At 72.9% G+C, this 14475-nt stretch carries 10 protein-coding genes and 2 pseudogenes; 11 read left to right on the plus strand and 1 reads right to left on the minus strand.

Going from position 1 to position 14475, the window contains the following annotated elements:
* Nucleotides 1-70: 70 nt before the first annotated feature.
* Nucleotides 71-1324: an MFS transporter gene (locus QUE40_RS00690; RefSeq protein WP_289232011.1), complete on the plus strand. Its 1254-nt coding sequence runs from the start codon at nt 71-73 to the stop codon at nt 1322-1324.
* A 1-nt stretch (nt 1325) separates the two neighbouring features.
* Here QUE40_RS00690 and upp read toward each other — a convergent pair whose 3' ends face one another.
* Nucleotides 1326-1970, minus strand: coding sequence for a uracil phosphoribosyltransferase (gene upp / locus QUE40_RS00695; RefSeq protein WP_289232012.1), 645 nt, complete (start codon nt 1968-1970; stop codon nt 1326-1328).
* 64 nt (nt 1971-2034) lie between these two features.
* Here upp and tadA point away from each other — a divergent pair, with 64 nt between their 5' ends.
* The 10 genes and pseudogenes from tadA to QUE40_RS00745 all read left to right on the plus strand — a co-directional run bounded on the left by tadA (nt 2035) and on the right by QUE40_RS00745 (nt 14318).
* Nucleotides 2035-2469: a tRNA adenosine(34) deaminase TadA gene (gene tadA, locus QUE40_RS00700; RefSeq protein WP_236022419.1), complete on the plus strand. Its 435-nt coding sequence runs from the start codon at nt 2035-2037 to the stop codon at nt 2467-2469.
* A gap of 275 nt (nt 2470-2744) precedes the next feature.
* The gene (uraD, locus tag QUE40_RS00705; RefSeq protein WP_289232013.1) at nt 2745-4646 is read left to right on the plus strand and encodes a 2-oxo-4-hydroxy-4-carboxy-5-ureidoimidazoline decarboxylase; all 1902 of its coding nucleotides are present in this window, start codon (nt 2745-2747) and stop codon (nt 4644-4646) included.
* Between the two features lie 32 nt (nt 4647-4678).
* Nucleotides 4679-6126: pseudogene (locus tag QUE40_RS00710) on the plus strand (xanthine dehydrogenase small subunit).
* A complete protein-coding gene (gene xdhB / locus QUE40_RS00715) occupies nt 6123-8585 on the plus strand; it encodes a xanthine dehydrogenase molybdopterin binding subunit (RefSeq protein ID WP_289232014.1) in 2463 nt (820 codons plus the stop codon). Before QUE40_RS00710 ends, xdhB begins: the two are co-directional and overlap by 4 nt.
* 2 nt (nt 8586-8587) lie before the next feature.
* The gene (gene xdhC / locus QUE40_RS00720; RefSeq protein WP_289232015.1) at nt 8588-9406 is read left to right on the plus strand and encodes a xanthine dehydrogenase accessory protein XdhC; all 819 of its coding nucleotides are present in this window, start codon (nt 8588-8590) and stop codon (nt 9404-9406) included.
* Between the two features lie 191 nt (nt 9407-9597).
* Nucleotides 9598-9981 (plus strand): annotated as a pseudogene (locus QUE40_RS00725) (amidohydrolase family protein); the annotation flags it as partial.
* A 116-nt stretch (nt 9982-10097) separates the two neighbouring features.
* A complete protein-coding gene (locus QUE40_RS00730; RefSeq protein ID WP_289233130.1) occupies nt 10098-10688 on the plus strand; it encodes an amidohydrolase family protein in 591 nt (196 codons plus the stop codon).
* Nucleotides 10689-10721: 33 nt separating this feature from the next.
* On the plus strand, nt 10722-11855 hold the full coding sequence (gene macS, locus QUE40_RS00735; protein WP_289232016.1) for a MacS family sensor histidine kinase: 1134 nt from the start codon (nt 10722-10724) through the stop codon (nt 11853-11855).
* On the plus strand, nt 11852-12505 hold the full coding sequence (locus QUE40_RS00740) for a response regulator (RefSeq protein ID WP_142007780.1): 654 nt from the start codon (nt 11852-11854) through the stop codon (nt 12503-12505). The genes macS and QUE40_RS00740 overlap by 4 nt, the downstream gene beginning before the upstream one ends.
* A gap of 325 nt (nt 12506-12830) precedes the next feature.
* A complete protein-coding gene (locus QUE40_RS00745) occupies nt 12831-14318 on the plus strand; it encodes a DUF2339 domain-containing protein (protein ID WP_433997029.1) in 1488 nt (495 codons plus the stop codon).
* Nucleotides 14319-14475 lie beyond the last annotated feature (157 nt).

Below are 14475 nucleotides of genomic sequence, written 5' to 3' on the forward strand. Positions count from 1 at the left end.
GGGCTGTCCCGGTGTCGATCGTCGCGAGCCTGTTCACCATGCCCGGCGAGGCTGCTCGCACGGAGCGGTCGTGAAGCTCTCCGACTCCTGGGAAGCATTGCGCGACAAGGACTTCCGCTGGTTCTTCATCGCGCGCACGGTCTCCCGCACCGGCTCGTCGATGGCACCCGTCGCGCTGGCCTTCGCGGTGCTCGAGGTCGAGCAGACGGCGGTGGCGCTCGGTCTCGTGATGGCGGCGCGCACGACCGCGATGATCGTCTTCCTGCTGGTCGGCGGGGTCGTCTCCGACCGGTTCTCCCGGCGGGTCGTGCTGCAGGTGTCGCACGTGCTGACCGCGCTGACCCAGGGGGTCGTCGCCTGGCTGGTCATCACCGGCAACGCCACCGTCGCCTCGATCGTGGCCATCGAGGCGATCAACGGCGCGGTCACCGCCTTCACCATGCCGGCCATGCAGGGCCTGGTCCCGCAGCTGGTCCCGAACCGGTTGCTGCAGCAGGCCAACGCGCTGATGTCGTTCGCGATGCAGGGCACCACGGTCATCGGCCCGGCCCTCGTCGGGCTGATCGTCGCCGGCCCCGGAGCAGGCTGGGCGCTCGCGGTGGACGCGATGACGTACGCCATCGCCGTCCTGGCCCTCGCCCGCGTCACGATCCCCCCGGTCGCGCGGGCGACGACGAGCATGCTGCACGACCTGCGCGAGGGGTGGAGCGAGTTCACCTCCCGGCAGTGGCTGTGGGTCATCGTGCTCGCGTTCGGCTTCCTCAACGCGATCCATGTCGGTGCCTGGGTGGTGCTCGGTCCGTTCATCGCGACGCGGCACCCGGACCTGCTGGGCGAGCGCGGCTGGGGCCTGGTGCTGTCGGCCGAGGCGGTCGGCGCCGTGCTCATGACCGTGGTGCTCATGCGTGGCCAGCTGCGGCACCCGTTGCGCGCCGGGATGCTCGGCGTCTGCCTGGTGGTGCCTGCGCTGGTCATGCTGGGAGTCGCGCCCTCGGTCTGGCTGCTGCTGCCGGTCGCCTTCGCCGCCGGGATGGGCATGGAGGTCTTCGGCACCGGCTGGAACGTCGCGCTCATGGAGAACGTCCCGCAGCGGGCGCTGTCGCGCGTGGCGTCCTACGACGCGCTCGGCTCGTTCGTCGCGATGCCGGTGGGCGCCACGGTCTTCGGCTGGCTGGCCGCCGTGGCCGACCCGCGGTGGCTCGCGGTGATCAGCGGCGTGGCCTACCTGCTGATCAGCCTGGCGGCGCTCGCCGTGCCGAGCGTGTGGCGGCTCGGCCGTCGGCTGCCGGAACCTGCCGAGAGGGCGGCGGCGCCGGGCGTCTGACCTACTGGACGGCCACGCCGTACAGCCGGTCGCCGGCGTCGCCGAGGCCCGGCACGATGTAGCCGTTGTCGTCGAGCCGCTCGTCGATCGCCCCGGTCACGAGGGTGAACGGCACGTCCAGGTCGGCGAGCTCGCGCTCGACCGCCGCGATGCCCTCCGGGGCGCACAGCAGAGTGATCGCGGTGATGTCGTCGGCGCCGCGATCGACCAGGTAGCGCACCGACATCGCGAGCGTGCCTCCCGTCGCGAGCATCGGGTCGAGCACGTAGCACTGCCGTCCGGACAGGTCGTCGGGCAGCCGGTTGGCGTAGGTCACGGCCTCGAGCGTCTCCTCGTCGCGCGCCATGCCGAGGAAGCCGACCTCGGCGCTCGGCAGCAGCCGCACCATGCCCTCGAGCATGCCGAGGCCGGCGCGCAGGATCGGCACGATGAGCGGCTTGGGCGTCGACAGCTTGATGCCCTCGGCCGGCGCGACCGGCGTCTGGATGGTGAACGGCTCGACCCGCACCTCGCGCGTCGCCTCGTACGCCAGCAGCGTCATGAGCTCCTCGGTGAGCCGCCGGAAGGTCGGCGAGTCGGTCTCCTGCGCCCGCAGATAGGTGAGCTTGTGGGCGATGAGCGGGTGGTCGGCCACGATGACGCGCATGGGCCAGACTCTAGCCGTGAGCGACCTGCTGCCCGGCGCCCTCGCCGACCGCTACGCGGCCTGGATGACGGATGCCCTCGCCGAGGCGCGCGCGGCCCTCACCACCGGCGACGTGCCGGTCGGGGCGGTGGTGGTCGACGCCGACGGCGAGGTGGTCGGGGCGGGCCGCAACCGGCGTACGGCCGACGGCGACCCGCTCGCCCACGCCGAGGTGCTGGCGCTGCGGGCGGCGGCCGAGCGCCGCGGCGGCTGGCGGCTCGACGACTGCACGCTCGTGGTCACCCTGGAGCCGTGCGCGATGTGCGCCGGCGCGGTGGCCCAGGCGCGGCTGCAGCGGGTCGTGCTCGGGGCCTGGGACGCCAAGGCCGGGGCTGCCGGCAGCCGGTGGGATCTGTTGCGCGACACCAGAGCTCCGCACTGGGTCGAGGTCGTCGGGGGCGTGCGCCAGCAGGAGTGCGCCGCCCTGCTCACCGACTTCTTCCGCGCCCGCCGCCCCTGACCCACGCCCCCGCCCCGACGTACCCCCAACCCGGCATGAAACCGGGTTACGGCCGTTTGACCCTCATGCATTGAGGTCAAACGAACGAAACCCGGTTTCATGTGCAGGGGTTGTCCCACGGTGTGACCCAGATCTCGAAGAATGCTTGACCGCGTCCAGGCGCGGTCCTACCGTTCCGGTATTCGCAAGATATATTCCGCTAGACGGAATACATCTGACGCGAGGAGCCAGGACCGGCCGCGCCCCGCGGCCTGCAGGAGAGCAAGGAGTTCCCCATGGCCACCGACGTCCGCACCAGACCGGTCCACCCGGTCGACGAGGTGCTCCCTGCGCCCAAGCTCGCGATCTACGGCTTCCAGCACGTGCTCGCGTTCTACGCCGGCGCGGTGATCGTGCCGATCCTGCTGGCCAACGCGATCGGACTCAACACCCAGCAGCTGATCCACCTGATCAACGCCGACCTGCTCACCTGCGGCATCGCCTCGATCATCCAGTCGGTCGGCTTCTGGAAGGTCGGCGTGCGGCTGCCGCTGCTGCAGGGCGTGACCTTCACCGCCGTCTCGCCGATGATCGCGATCGGCCTCGCGGCCGGCGGGGGCACCGACGGTCTGCTCGTGATCTACGGCGCGGTCATCGTCGCCGGCCTCGCGACGTTCTTCGCCGCGCCCTACTTCAGCAAGCTGATCCGCTTCTTCCCGCCGGTGGTCACCGGCTCGGTCATCACCATCATCGGCATCGCGCTGCTGCCGGTCGCCGCGGGCGACGCGGTCGGCGGAGCCGGTGACTCGGCCGACCCCTCGAGCGGCAAGAACATGGCGTACGCCCTCGGCACCTTGTTCCTGATCGTCCTGATCCAGCGGGTGTTCAAGGGCTTCATGGCCACCGTCGCGGTGCTCATCGGACTGGTCAGCGGCACCGCGATCGCCTGGCTGCTCGGCGACGCGAAGTTCGACGCGATCGCCACCTCCGACTGGCTGGGCGTCACGACCCCGTTCTACTTCGGCTGGCCGAAGTTCTCCTTCGCGGCGATCGTCTCGATGCTCGTCGTCATGCTCATCACCGCGGTCGAGACCACCGGCGACGTGTTCGCCACCGGCGAGATCGTCAAGAAGCGGGTGGGCCGCGAGGATGTCGCACGCGCGCTGCGGGCCGACGGGCTGTCGACCACCATCGGCGGCGTCCTGAACTCCTTCCCCTACACCTGCTTCGCCGAGAACGTCGGCCTCGTGCGGCTGACCCGCGTCAAGAGCCGGTGGGTGGTCGCTTCGGCGGGCGTCTTCATGATCGTGCTGGGTCTGATCCCCAAGGCGGGAGCGCTCGTCGCCGGCATCCCCTACCCGGTGCTGGGCGGCGCGGCGCTCGCGATGTTCGCCACGGTCGCCGTCGTGGGCTTCCAGACCCTGTCGCGCGTCGACTTCCACGACCACCGCAACGTCGTCATCGTCGCGACCGCGGTCGGCCTGGCCATCTACGTCACGGTGCAGCCGGGCGTGGCGCAGGCGGTGCCCGACTGGGCCGAGATCCTGTTCGGATCGGGCATCACGCTCGGCAGCCTGACCGCGATCGTCCTCAACTTCGTCTTCCACCACATCGGCAAGGACATCGGTCCGGCCGTCGCGGGCGAGCCGGGCAACCTGATCCGCCTCGACCAGGTCAACGAGATGGAGCGCGAGGAGTTCGTCGCGACCTTCGGCGGGCTGTTCCAGGGGCCCGACTGGGTGGTCGAGCGGGCGTACGACCAGCGCCCGTTCAGCGACACCGGTGACCTGCGGCACGCGTTCCAGGAGGCGCTGTTCGCCGCCGACCCCGCGGAGCAGAACGAGCTGATCGCGGCCTACCCCGACCTCGGCGGACGCCAGGTGCAGGAGGGTGCGAGCGGGCCCGACTCGGCGCAGGAGCAGAGCGTGCACGGCCTGACCTACCTGCCCGAGGAGGAGCAGCTGGAGGTCGACCGGCTGACCGACGCCTACCGCGCGCGGTTCGACATGCCGCTGATCACCTGCGTGCGTGACGTGCAGGACGTCAAGGCGCTGGTCGCGCAGGGCTACGAGCGCCTCGACAACGCCCCGGTGCAGGAGCGCCAGACGGCCCTCATCGAGATCGCCAAGATCGCCGGCCACCGCTTCGACGTGCTGGTCGCCGACGCCAACCCGATCCACACCGCGCGGGCCCGGTGAACCCCGTGACCGCGACGCAGCAGGAGCGCATGATGGACAGCATGCAGGCCACCGTGAACGGCCAGGACGCGGACCTTTCCGGGGTCACGTCGCACACCAACGCCCTCGACTGGCTCCGGGCCCAGGGCCTCACCGGGTGCAAGGAGGGGTGCGCCGAGGGCGAGTGCGGCGCCTGCGCCGTGATGGTCGCCCGGCCCGACGGTGACGGCGGCACCCTCTGGACCTCGATCAACGCCTGCCTCATCCCGGCGGCCACGCTCGACGGCCAGGAGGTCGTCACCTCCGAGGGCCTCGACCGCGACGGCCGGCTGCACCCGGTGCAGGTCGAGATGGCCCAGCGCGGCGGGTCCCAGTGCGGTTACTGCACACCGGGATTCGTCTGCAGCATGGCCGCGGAGTTCTACCGCCCCGGCCGGGCCGAGAGCGACGAGCACGGCGCGGGGGACCACGAGCACGGGCCCAACGGGTTCGACCTGCACGCCCTGTCGGGCAACCTGTGCCGCTGCACCGGATACCGACCGATCCGCGACGCGGCGTACGCCCTGGGCAGTCCCGCCGACGACGACGCCCTGGCCGCGCGCGCCGGCTCGCCCGCGCCGGCCCCGGTCGCCACCCGGCTGGCCGGACCGGACGGCGAGTTCGTACGTCCGACAAGCCTGTCCGAGTGTCTCGACGTGCTCGCGGAGCGCGAGGACGCGCTGCTGGTCGCCGGGTCGACCGACTGGGGCGTCGACGCCAACCTCAAGGCGACGCGGGTGCCGCTGCTGGTCGCGGTCGACCGGCTCGCGGAGCTGCGCCGCGTCGAGGAGACCGACGAGGCATGGACGCTCGGCGCCGCGCTGACCCTGAGCGAGATCGAGCGGGCGCTTGGCGGCCGAATCCCGTTGCTGGCGCAGATGTTTCCGCAGTTCGCCTCTCGGCTCATCCGCAACGGCGCGACGATCGGCGGCAACCTCGGCACCGGTTCGCCGATCGGCGACACCCCGCCGGCGCTGCTCGCCCTGGACGCCGCACTGGTGCTCGCCTCGCGCGAGGGGAGCGGGAGGTGCCGCTGGCCGAGTACTTCACCGGATACCGCACCCACGTGCGCCGCAAGGACGAGCTGATCAAGGAGATCCGCATCCCCAAGCCGCTCGCCGGCACCACCGCGTTCCACAAGATCGCGAAGCGCCGGTTCGACGACATCTCTTCTGTCGCAGTCGGTTTCGCGCTCGAGATCGACGGCGGTGTGGTGCGCCGAGCCCGCATCGGGCTGGGTGGCGTCGCGGCGACGCCGCTGCGGGCGCGGGACACCGAACGCGCCCTCGAGGGGCGGCCGTGGACCCGCGAGACCGTGGTCAACGCGGCCAAGGTGATGGCCACCGAAGGAACCCCGATGGACGACCACCGGGCGTCGTCGCGCTACCGCGCGGCGATGCTCGGCACGGCGCTGCGCAAGCTCTATGCCGACGCCCCGTCCAGAGAAGAGGAATCAGCATGAGCTCCCTCTCCCAGCGACCCGACAACCCCGTCGTCGGCGTCGAGCTGCCACACGAGGCCGCGTCCCTGCACGTGACCGGCGCTGCCCTCTACACCGACGACCTGGTCGACCGCACGCCCGGCGCGCTGCACGCGTGGCCGGTGCAGTCGACGCAGGCGCACGCCCGCATCACCCGGCTCGACGTCGAGCCGGCACGCTCGGCGCCCGGCGTGGTGCGGGTGCTGACCGCCGAGGACGTGCCCGGCGTCAACGACGCCGGCGTGAAGCACGACGAGCCGCTGTTCCCCAGCGAGGTCATGTTCTTCGGCCACGCGATCTGCTGGGTGCTGGCCGAGACCCTCGAGGCGGCCCGCCAGGCCGCGGCGCTGGTCGAGGTCGACTACGAGCCGCTGCCCGCGCTGATCGACGTCAAGGAGGCCATCGACGCCGAGAGCTTCCAGGGCGGCCGGCCCAAGATGGAGCGCGGCGACGTCGACGCCGGCATCGAGCGGGCCAGCCACGTCTTCAGCGGCGAGTTCCAGTTCTCCGGGCAGGAGCACTTCTACCTCGAGACGCACGCCGCCCTCGCGCTGGTCGACGAGAACGGCCAGATCTTCGTGCAGAGCAGCACCCAGCACCCCAGCGAGACGCAGGAGATCGTCGCGCACGTGCTGGGCCTCGCCAGCCACGAGGTGACCGTGCAGTGCCTGCGCATGGGCGGCGGCTTCGGCGGCAAGGAGATGCAGCCGCACGGGTTCGCGGCCATCGCGGCCCTCGGCTCGACGCTGACCGGTCGCCCGGTCCGGTTGCGGCTCAACCGAACTCTCGACATGACCATGTCGGGCAAGCGGCACGGCTTCCACGCCGAGTGGCGGGTCGGCTTCGACGACGAGGGCCGCCTGCAGGCGCTCGACGCGACGCTCACCGCCGACGGCGGCTGGAGCCTCGACCTGTCCGAGCCGGTGCTCGCCCGGGCGCTGTGTCACATCGACAACGCCTACTGGATCCCCGACGTGCGGGTGAACGGGCGCATCGCCCAGACCCACAAGACCAGCCAGACCGCGTTCCGCGGGTTCGGCGGTCCGCAGGGCATGCTCGTCATCGAGGACATCCTCGGCCGCTGCGCGCCGATGCTCGGCATCGACGCCGAGACCCTGCGCCGGCGCAACTTCTACGCCGAGGGCCAGCCCACGCCGTACGGCCAGCCGGTGCAGCAGGCAGACCGGCTGCGCCGCACCTGGGACCAGGTGAAGGAGACCGGCGAGTGGACCGCGCGGGTCGCCGAGATCGAGGCGTTCAACGCCGAGCACGACGACGTCAAGCGCGGGCTGGCCATCACGCCGGTGAAGTTCGGGATCTCGTTCAACCTCACCGCCTTCAACCAGGCCGGGGCGCTGGTGCACGTCTACAAGGACGGCTCGGTGCTCATCAACCACGGCGGCACCGAGATGGGCCAGGGGCTGCACACCAAGATGCTGCAGGTCGCGGCCACCTCGCTCGGGGTGCCGCTGCAGACCGTGCGGCTCGCCCCCACCCGCACCGACAAGGTGCCCAACACCTCTGCCACTGCTGCGAGCTCGGGCGCCGACCTCAACGGCGGGGCGGTGAAGAACGCCTGCGAGCAGATCCGCGAGCGGCTCGCCCAGGTCGCCGCCCAGGAGCTCGGCGTGAGCGCCGCCGACATGCGCTTCGACGACGGGCGGGTCTTCGCGATCGGTCAGGAGGACAAGGCCGTCGAGTGGGCCGAGATCGTGCGCCGCGCCTACTTCCAGCGGGTGCAGCTGTGGGCCGCGGGGTTCTACCGCACCGAGGGGCTGCACTGGGACAGCACCGTCATGCAGGGCTCGCCGTTCAAGTACTTCGCGTACGGCTGCGCGGCCACCGAGGTCGAGGTCGACGGGTTCACCGGCGCCTACCGCACCCGCCGCGTCGACATCGTCCACGACGTCGGGGACAGCCTCTCGCCGCTGGTCGACATCGGGCAGGTCGAGGGCGGATTCGTCCAGGGCGCAGGGTGGCTCACGCTCGAGGACCTGCGCTGGGACGAGAGCGACCGACCCACCAGGGGGCGGCTGCTCACCCAGGCCGCGTCGACGTACAAGCTGCCGAGCTTCTCGGAGATGCCCGAGGTCTTCAACGTCGCGCTGCTCGAGCACGCGCACGAGGAAGGCGCCGTCTACGGGTCCAAGGCCGTCGGCGAGCCGCCGCTGATGCTGGCGTTCTCGGTGCGCGAGGCGCTGCGCCAGGCGTGCGCGGCGTTCGGGCCGGCCGGCACCAGCGTCGACCTCGCCTCGCCCGCGACGCCCGAGGCGGTCTTCTGGGCGCTCAGCGAGGCGCGCGAGGGCGGCCACCAGGCGCACCTGCAGCTCGACGACGGCGCGGTCTCCGACGTGCCCGAGCAGCGCCCGGCCGGCGCCACCGGCGCCCAGCCCGAGTCCGAGGCGGTGCTGGAGTCGTCCGGCACCCCGGCGCAGGTGTGACCGTGGACTGGCACCAGGCGATCGGCCGGTTGCGCGAGCAGCGCGAGCCGGCGGTGCTCGTGACGCTGTCGGAGGTGCGCGGCCACGCGCCGCGGCACGCCGGCGCGAAGATGGTGGTCTCGCCCGACCGGGTCTGGGACACCATCGGCGGCGGCAACCTCGAGGCCACGGCGGTCGAGCGGGCGCGCGCGATGCTGCGCGACGGCGCCACCGCACCCACCTCGATCTCGTTGCGGCTCAACGACAAGGCGCCCGCGGAGCACGGGCAGCAGTGCTGCGGCGGGGAGGTGACGATCCTGCTCGACCCGCTGCCGGTCGTGCCGGCCGTCGCGATCTTCGGGATGGGCCACGTGGGGTGGGAGCTCGCTCGCGTGCTCGACCGCCACCAGCTCGACCTGCACCTCGTCGACTCCCGCGCGGGACAGCTGACCGACGACCAGCTCACCGTGCTCGACGGGCCGGCTCACGTGCACGCCCACCACGCCCCGGTGCCCGAGCTGGTGCTCGGCCAGGTGCCCGCCGGCACCCACGTGCTGATCATGACCCACGACCACGGCGAGGACGCTGCGCTGTGCGACTCCGCGCTGCGCCACCCGCACCTGGGGTCGGTCGGCCTGATCGGCTCCAGCGCCAAGTGGCAGCGCTTCCGCAAGCGGCTGCTCGCCGAGGGGCACACCGCGGCCGACCTCGAGCGGATCACCACGCCCATCGGGCTGCCCGGTCTCGCCGGCAAGGAGCCCGCGGTCATCGCGGTGTCGGTCGCGGCGGCCGTGCTGCAGCAGGTGCAGGCCGAGCAGGCTCGCGAGGTGGAGGTCCGATGACCGTCTACCGAGGGTTCGTCGCCGACACGCCCGACGACCCGTTCACCGGTGCCCCGCTGCGCGCCGAGACCGACGTCGCGCTGCTCGTGCGCGATGGGGTGATCGTCGAACGTGGCTCTGCCGCAACGGTTCTCGCCGACAACCCCGGCGAAGACGTCGTCGACCTCGAGGGTGGCGTGCTCGTCCCGGGGATGGTCGACACCCACGTCCACCTGCCCCAGGTGCGCGCCATCGGCGGCCTCGGCATGCCGCTGCTCGACTGGCTCGAGCACCGCGCGCTCCCCGAGGAGGCGCGGCTCGCCGACGACGCCTACGCCAAGGGCGTCGCGACCGACTTCCTCGACGGGCTCGCGCGCGCCGGCACCACCAGCGCGCTGGTCTTCGGGGCGCACTTCTCCGGCGCGGTCGACGAGCTGTTCGCCCAGGCCGACGCGAGCGGGCTGCGCATCACCTCGGGCCTCGTGGTGTCCGACCGGATGCTGCGCGATGACCTGCACACGACGCCCGAGCGGGCGTACGCCGAGTCGGTCGAGCTGGCCCGCCGCTGGCACGGCCACGGCCGGCTGCGCTACGCCGTGACGCCGCGCTTCGCCCTGTCGACCACGCGCGAGATGCTCGACGCCTGCGAGCAGGTGGTGCGCGACGTCGAGGGGTCTGGTTCACCTCGCACCTCAACGAGAACCCCCGCGAGATCGAGACGGTCAACGAGCTGTTCGGCCCGGGCTACGACGACTACCTCGACTGCTACGACCAGCACGGTCTGCTGGGGGAGCGCTCGGTGCTCGCGCACGACGTGCACCCGACCGACCGCGAGCTGCAGCGGCTGGCCGCCACCGGCACCGTGATCAGCCACTGCCCGACGAGCAACGCCTCGCTCGGCAGCGGCCTGTTCCCGATGCGTCGCCACCTCGACGCCGGCGTACGTCTGGCGCTGGGTTCGGACGTGTGCGCCGGCACCGGATTCTCGCTGCTCAAGGAGGGCCTGCAGGCCTACTTCGCCCAGCAGCTGCTCGCCGGGGTGGGGGTGCCGCTGACCGCCGCGCACCTGCTCTGGCTCGCCACCCGCGCCGGCGCGCACGGGCTGGGGCTCGGCGACGAGGTGGGCGACCTGTCGGTCGGCAAGGCCTTCGACGCGGTCTGGGTGCGGCCCGCCGAGGGGAGCACCCTCGCCGTCAACCTGCAGCACGCCGTCGACGAACCCGACGCGGTCGCAAGGGTTTTCGCGCTCGGCACCCCGGGCGATGTCGCGCAGGTCTGGGTGGCGGGTTCGCCACTGCTGTGACGTGACCGCCCGCTCGCGGGCCAAGATGTGGTCATGGCAGACGACGCGACGACGCCGCTGTGGCGGGCTGCCCAGGCCTTCCGCGCCGCGACGCTGCTCTATGTCGCCGCGATCCAGGCCACCTCGGTCGACCAGTACTCCCGGCCGGTGCTCAGCTGGGTGCTCGTCGCGCTGCTGATCGTCTGGTCGGGCATTGCGGTGGTGGGGTTCACCCTCACCTCGCGCCGCCGGCAGCTGGTCGTCGCCGACCAGGCGCTGGCCGTCGGGTTCATGCTCAGCTCGTGGCTGGTCGCCGGGCCGGAGGTCTGGCGCACCCACCAGAGCCTGCCGACCACGCTGTGGGTGAGCAACGCCGTGCTGTCGATGGCGATCTGGCGTGGCCCCTGGTGGGGACTCGGCAGCGGGGTGCTGATGGGTCTGGTGTCGACGCTGGTCACCCGCGAGATCTCCAACCTGTGGGTCGACGCCGCCCTGCCGGTGCTCGCGGCGGTGGGCATCGCGCTGGGCCTGGCATCCTCGGCCGCCCGCCGCTCCCGCGCCGAGCTGGAGCGGGCCGTGCGCATCCAGGCCGCCACGGCCGAGCGCGAGCGGCTGGCGCGCGAGGTGCACGACAGCGTGCTGCAGGTGCTCGCGCTGATGCGCCGCCGCGGCGCGGGGGCCACCGGCGAGCTGCGCGAGCTGGCCGACCTCGCGGGTGAGCAGGAGCGGGCGCTGCGCACGCTGCTCGCCGACCGCCCGGCCGCGACCTCCGACACCGGGCTGCTCGACCTGCGCCGCGAGCTGCAGCGCGTCGTGCCCGCCGGCGTCGAGGTGTCCGCCCCGGCCGAGGCGGTGCGCGTGCCGCACGGCACCGGCGAGGCGCTGGTGGCCGCCGCGCACGCCGCGCTGACCAACGCCGAGCAGCACGCGGGCGAGGACGCCCGGGTCTTCGTGCTGCTGGAGGACCTCGGCGACGACGTCGTGGTCACCGTGCGCGACGACGGCCGCGGCATCACCGACGAGCGGCTCCGTGACGCCGAGCGCGAAGGCAGGATGGGCGTACGCCGGTCGATCGTCGGTCGGCTCGCCGACATCGGCGGGGAGGCCCGGCTGGAGACCGCCCCCGGCGAAGGAACCGAGTGGGAGCTGCGCGCGCCGCGCGACCCCGAGGCGAGGAGTGCACCATGACCGACCCCGTCGTCACCGTGATGGTCGTCGACGACCACCCGATGTGGCGCGACGGCGTGAGCCGCGACCTCGCCGAGGCCGGGTTCGACGTCGTGGCGACCGCCGACGGGGTGCGCACCGCGGCCGACCGCGCCGCCGCCACCCAGCCGCAGGTCGTGCTCATGGACATGCAGCTGACCGACGGCAACGGCGCCGAGGCGACGGCGGCGGTGCTCGAGGCTGCCGGCGCGGCCAACGTGCTCGTGCTGTCGGCCTCGTCCGAGCGCGACGACGTGCTCGAGGCGGTCAAGGCGGGCGCGAGCGGCTATCTCGTGAAGTCCGCGTCGGCCGACGAGCTGATCGCCGCCGTGCGCGCCACGGCGGACGGCCAGGCCGTCTTCACCCCGGGTCTGGCCGGGCTCGTGCTCGGCGAATACCGCCGCATGTCAACGGTTCCCGCCGACGACGGCCCGCCGCTGCCGACGCTCACCGAGCGGGAGACCGAGGTGCTGCGGCTGGTCGCCAAAGGGCTCACCGCCCGGCAGATCGGCACCCGCCTCGGGCTCAGCCACCGCACGGTCGAGAACCACGTGCAGTCGACGCTGCGCAAGCTGCAGCTGGCCAACCGGGTCGAGCTCGCCCGCTATGCCATCGAGCAGGGTCTGGACTGATCCACCCGGGCCGGGCCAGGGGTACGCCCCCTCGCCACCGCGCTGAAGTCCCCACCCGGGACGCGTGGTTCTACTCATGCCCGGCGCGCCTCGCGCCGGAAGTCTCGTGGGCATGAGCACTCCGATCTCTGACCCGAACGTCTTCGACCCCTTCGCGACCCCGCCTGCCGGCGGTCGCCCGCCCACCGGCGCCCCGTCCGCAGGTGGCCCGCCCCACGGTGGTCCACCTGTCGGTGGCCCGCCTCCGGCCCCGCCCGAGCCCCGCGTCCCGTGGTGGCAGCGCGACGGCGTCGTCAGTCGCCTCCTCGTCGGCACCGGCGTCGCCGTGACGCTCGTCGGCGTCGTGCTGTTGCTGGTCATCGCCGCGCAGAACGGCTTGCTCGGGCCGCAGGTGCGGGTCGCCGGCGGCGCACTGCTGTCGGCGGCGCTCGTCGCGGCGGGCGTGCGCGTGATGGACCGGCCGGGCGGCCGCCTCGGCGGCACGGCCCTCATGGGCACGGGCGCGGCCGGGCTCTACCTCGTCATCCTCGCGATGACCACGTTCTACGACTGGCTCCCGACCGTCGCTGGTCTCGCGCTCGCCCTGGGTGTCGTCGTCGGTGGCGCCGCCGCCGCGATGCACTGGCGGGTGCAGATGCTCGCCGTCGTGGTCAACCTCGGCTGCGCGATGCTCGCGCCGGCGCTGACCGGTGGGGCCAACGCCACCCTGGTCGCCTTCCTCGTCGTGTTCGCCCTCGTCGGGGCGGTCCCCGAGCTGCGCCACCAGTGGTCCTGGCTCGCCCCGGTGCGCACGGTGCCCGCGGTCTTCGCCGCGATGGCGGCGATCCCGTCGGGTCGGCTCGCGGCGGCCGAGCTGGTCGCGTCTTCGGTGATCCTGCTGGTCGGTCTCGGCACCGGGCTGGTCGCGGCCCGCACCCGGCCGCACGACGTGCTGGCCCTCGGCACCATGGCGATCGCGTACGTCCCCGCCCTGCTCACCGGCGCGCGTCTCGACCTGCCGCTCGCCGCGGTCTGGTGCGTGGCGATCTCGGTCGGGTCCGTGGCCGCGGGCGTGCTGGCCCGGCCGCTGGCCCGCCCCGCGCAGTCGACCCTGCTGGGGCTGGCCGCGCTGAGCCTGCTCGAGGCGACCTCGCTGCTCACCATCGAGCTCGACTCCGCGCTGCCGGTGCTGCTGCTCGCGATCGTGCTGCTCGCGGCCGACCTGACCCGCCCCGACCTGGTGGCCCAGGTGGGCGGCCAGACGGTCCTGCTCGTGGGCGTGCTGCTGCTCGGCGTGACCGCGCCGGTCGACGTGCTGGCGCTGGAGTCGCGCGCGGTGAGCGACCTGGGCGCAGCGGTCGTGCTGTCCGGTCTGGTCGCCCTCGTCGCGGCGGTGCTCGGTGGGCTGTCGGCCTGGCGGTCGCGCGAGCTCGCGGAGCTGCGCGGCACCATCGTCGGCTTCGACGTCGTGGCCGGTCTCTACGCCGCGTCGGCCGCGTTCATCGCGCTCGGCCTGCAGATCCTGCCCGGCACCGACGGGTTCGCGCTCGGTCACTTCCTCGCCACCGCCGCGTGGACGGCCACCGGCTTCGGCGCCCTGCAGGTGGGGCTGCACCGCCCGGCGTACGCCCGCGTCGCCCTCACCGCCGGCCTCGCCCTCGTTGCCGCGGCGCTCAGCAAGCTGTTCCTCTTCGACCTGGCCGCGCTGAGCGGTCTGGCCCGGGCCGGTGCCTTCCTCGTCGTCGGGGTGGCGCTGCTGGTGGCCGGCACCCGCTACGCGCGCAGCTTCGCCGACCGCGACCAGTCGCACGAGGGGTCGCCCGGGACCGCCTGACCCCGCGAAGGGAGTGCTCACTCGCGGATCAGGCCGCGCGGACCACGCGCACGGGAAGGCCGTCGGGCTCAGGGGGCCCGACGGCCTTGTCGTGCGCGAAGCCCTTCCCGCCCTACCTACCCCCGCGTAACATGTCGGCAACCCAGTGCGAGGAGAC

Source organism: Barrientosiimonas endolithica (assembly GCF_030296655.1).
Lineage (GTDB): Bacteria > Actinomycetota > Actinomycetes > Actinomycetales > Dermatophilaceae > Barrientosiimonas > Barrientosiimonas humi.

Coding starts and splice junctions, on each gene's coding strand:
- upp (WP_289232012.1), bottom strand. CDS start 1,970: ATGCGCGTCATCGTGGCCGACCACCCGCTCATCGCCCACAAGCTCACC.
- tadA (WP_236022419.1), top strand. CDS start 2,035: ATGACGGATGCCCTCGCCGAGGCGCGCGCGGCCCTCACCACCGGCGAC.
- uraD (WP_289232013.1), top strand. CDS start 2,745: ATGGCCACCGACGTCCGCACCAGACCGGTCCACCCGGTCGACGAGGTG.
- xdhB (WP_289232014.1), top strand. CDS start 6,123: ATGAGCTCCCTCTCCCAGCGACCCGACAACCCCGTCGTCGGCGTCGAG.
- macS (WP_289232016.1), top strand. CDS start 10,722: ATGGCAGACGACGCGACGACGCCGCTGTGGCGGGCTGCCCAGGCCTTC.
- QUE40_RS00740 (WP_142007780.1), top strand. CDS start 11,852: ATGACCGACCCCGTCGTCACCGTGATGGTCGTCGACGACCACCCGATG.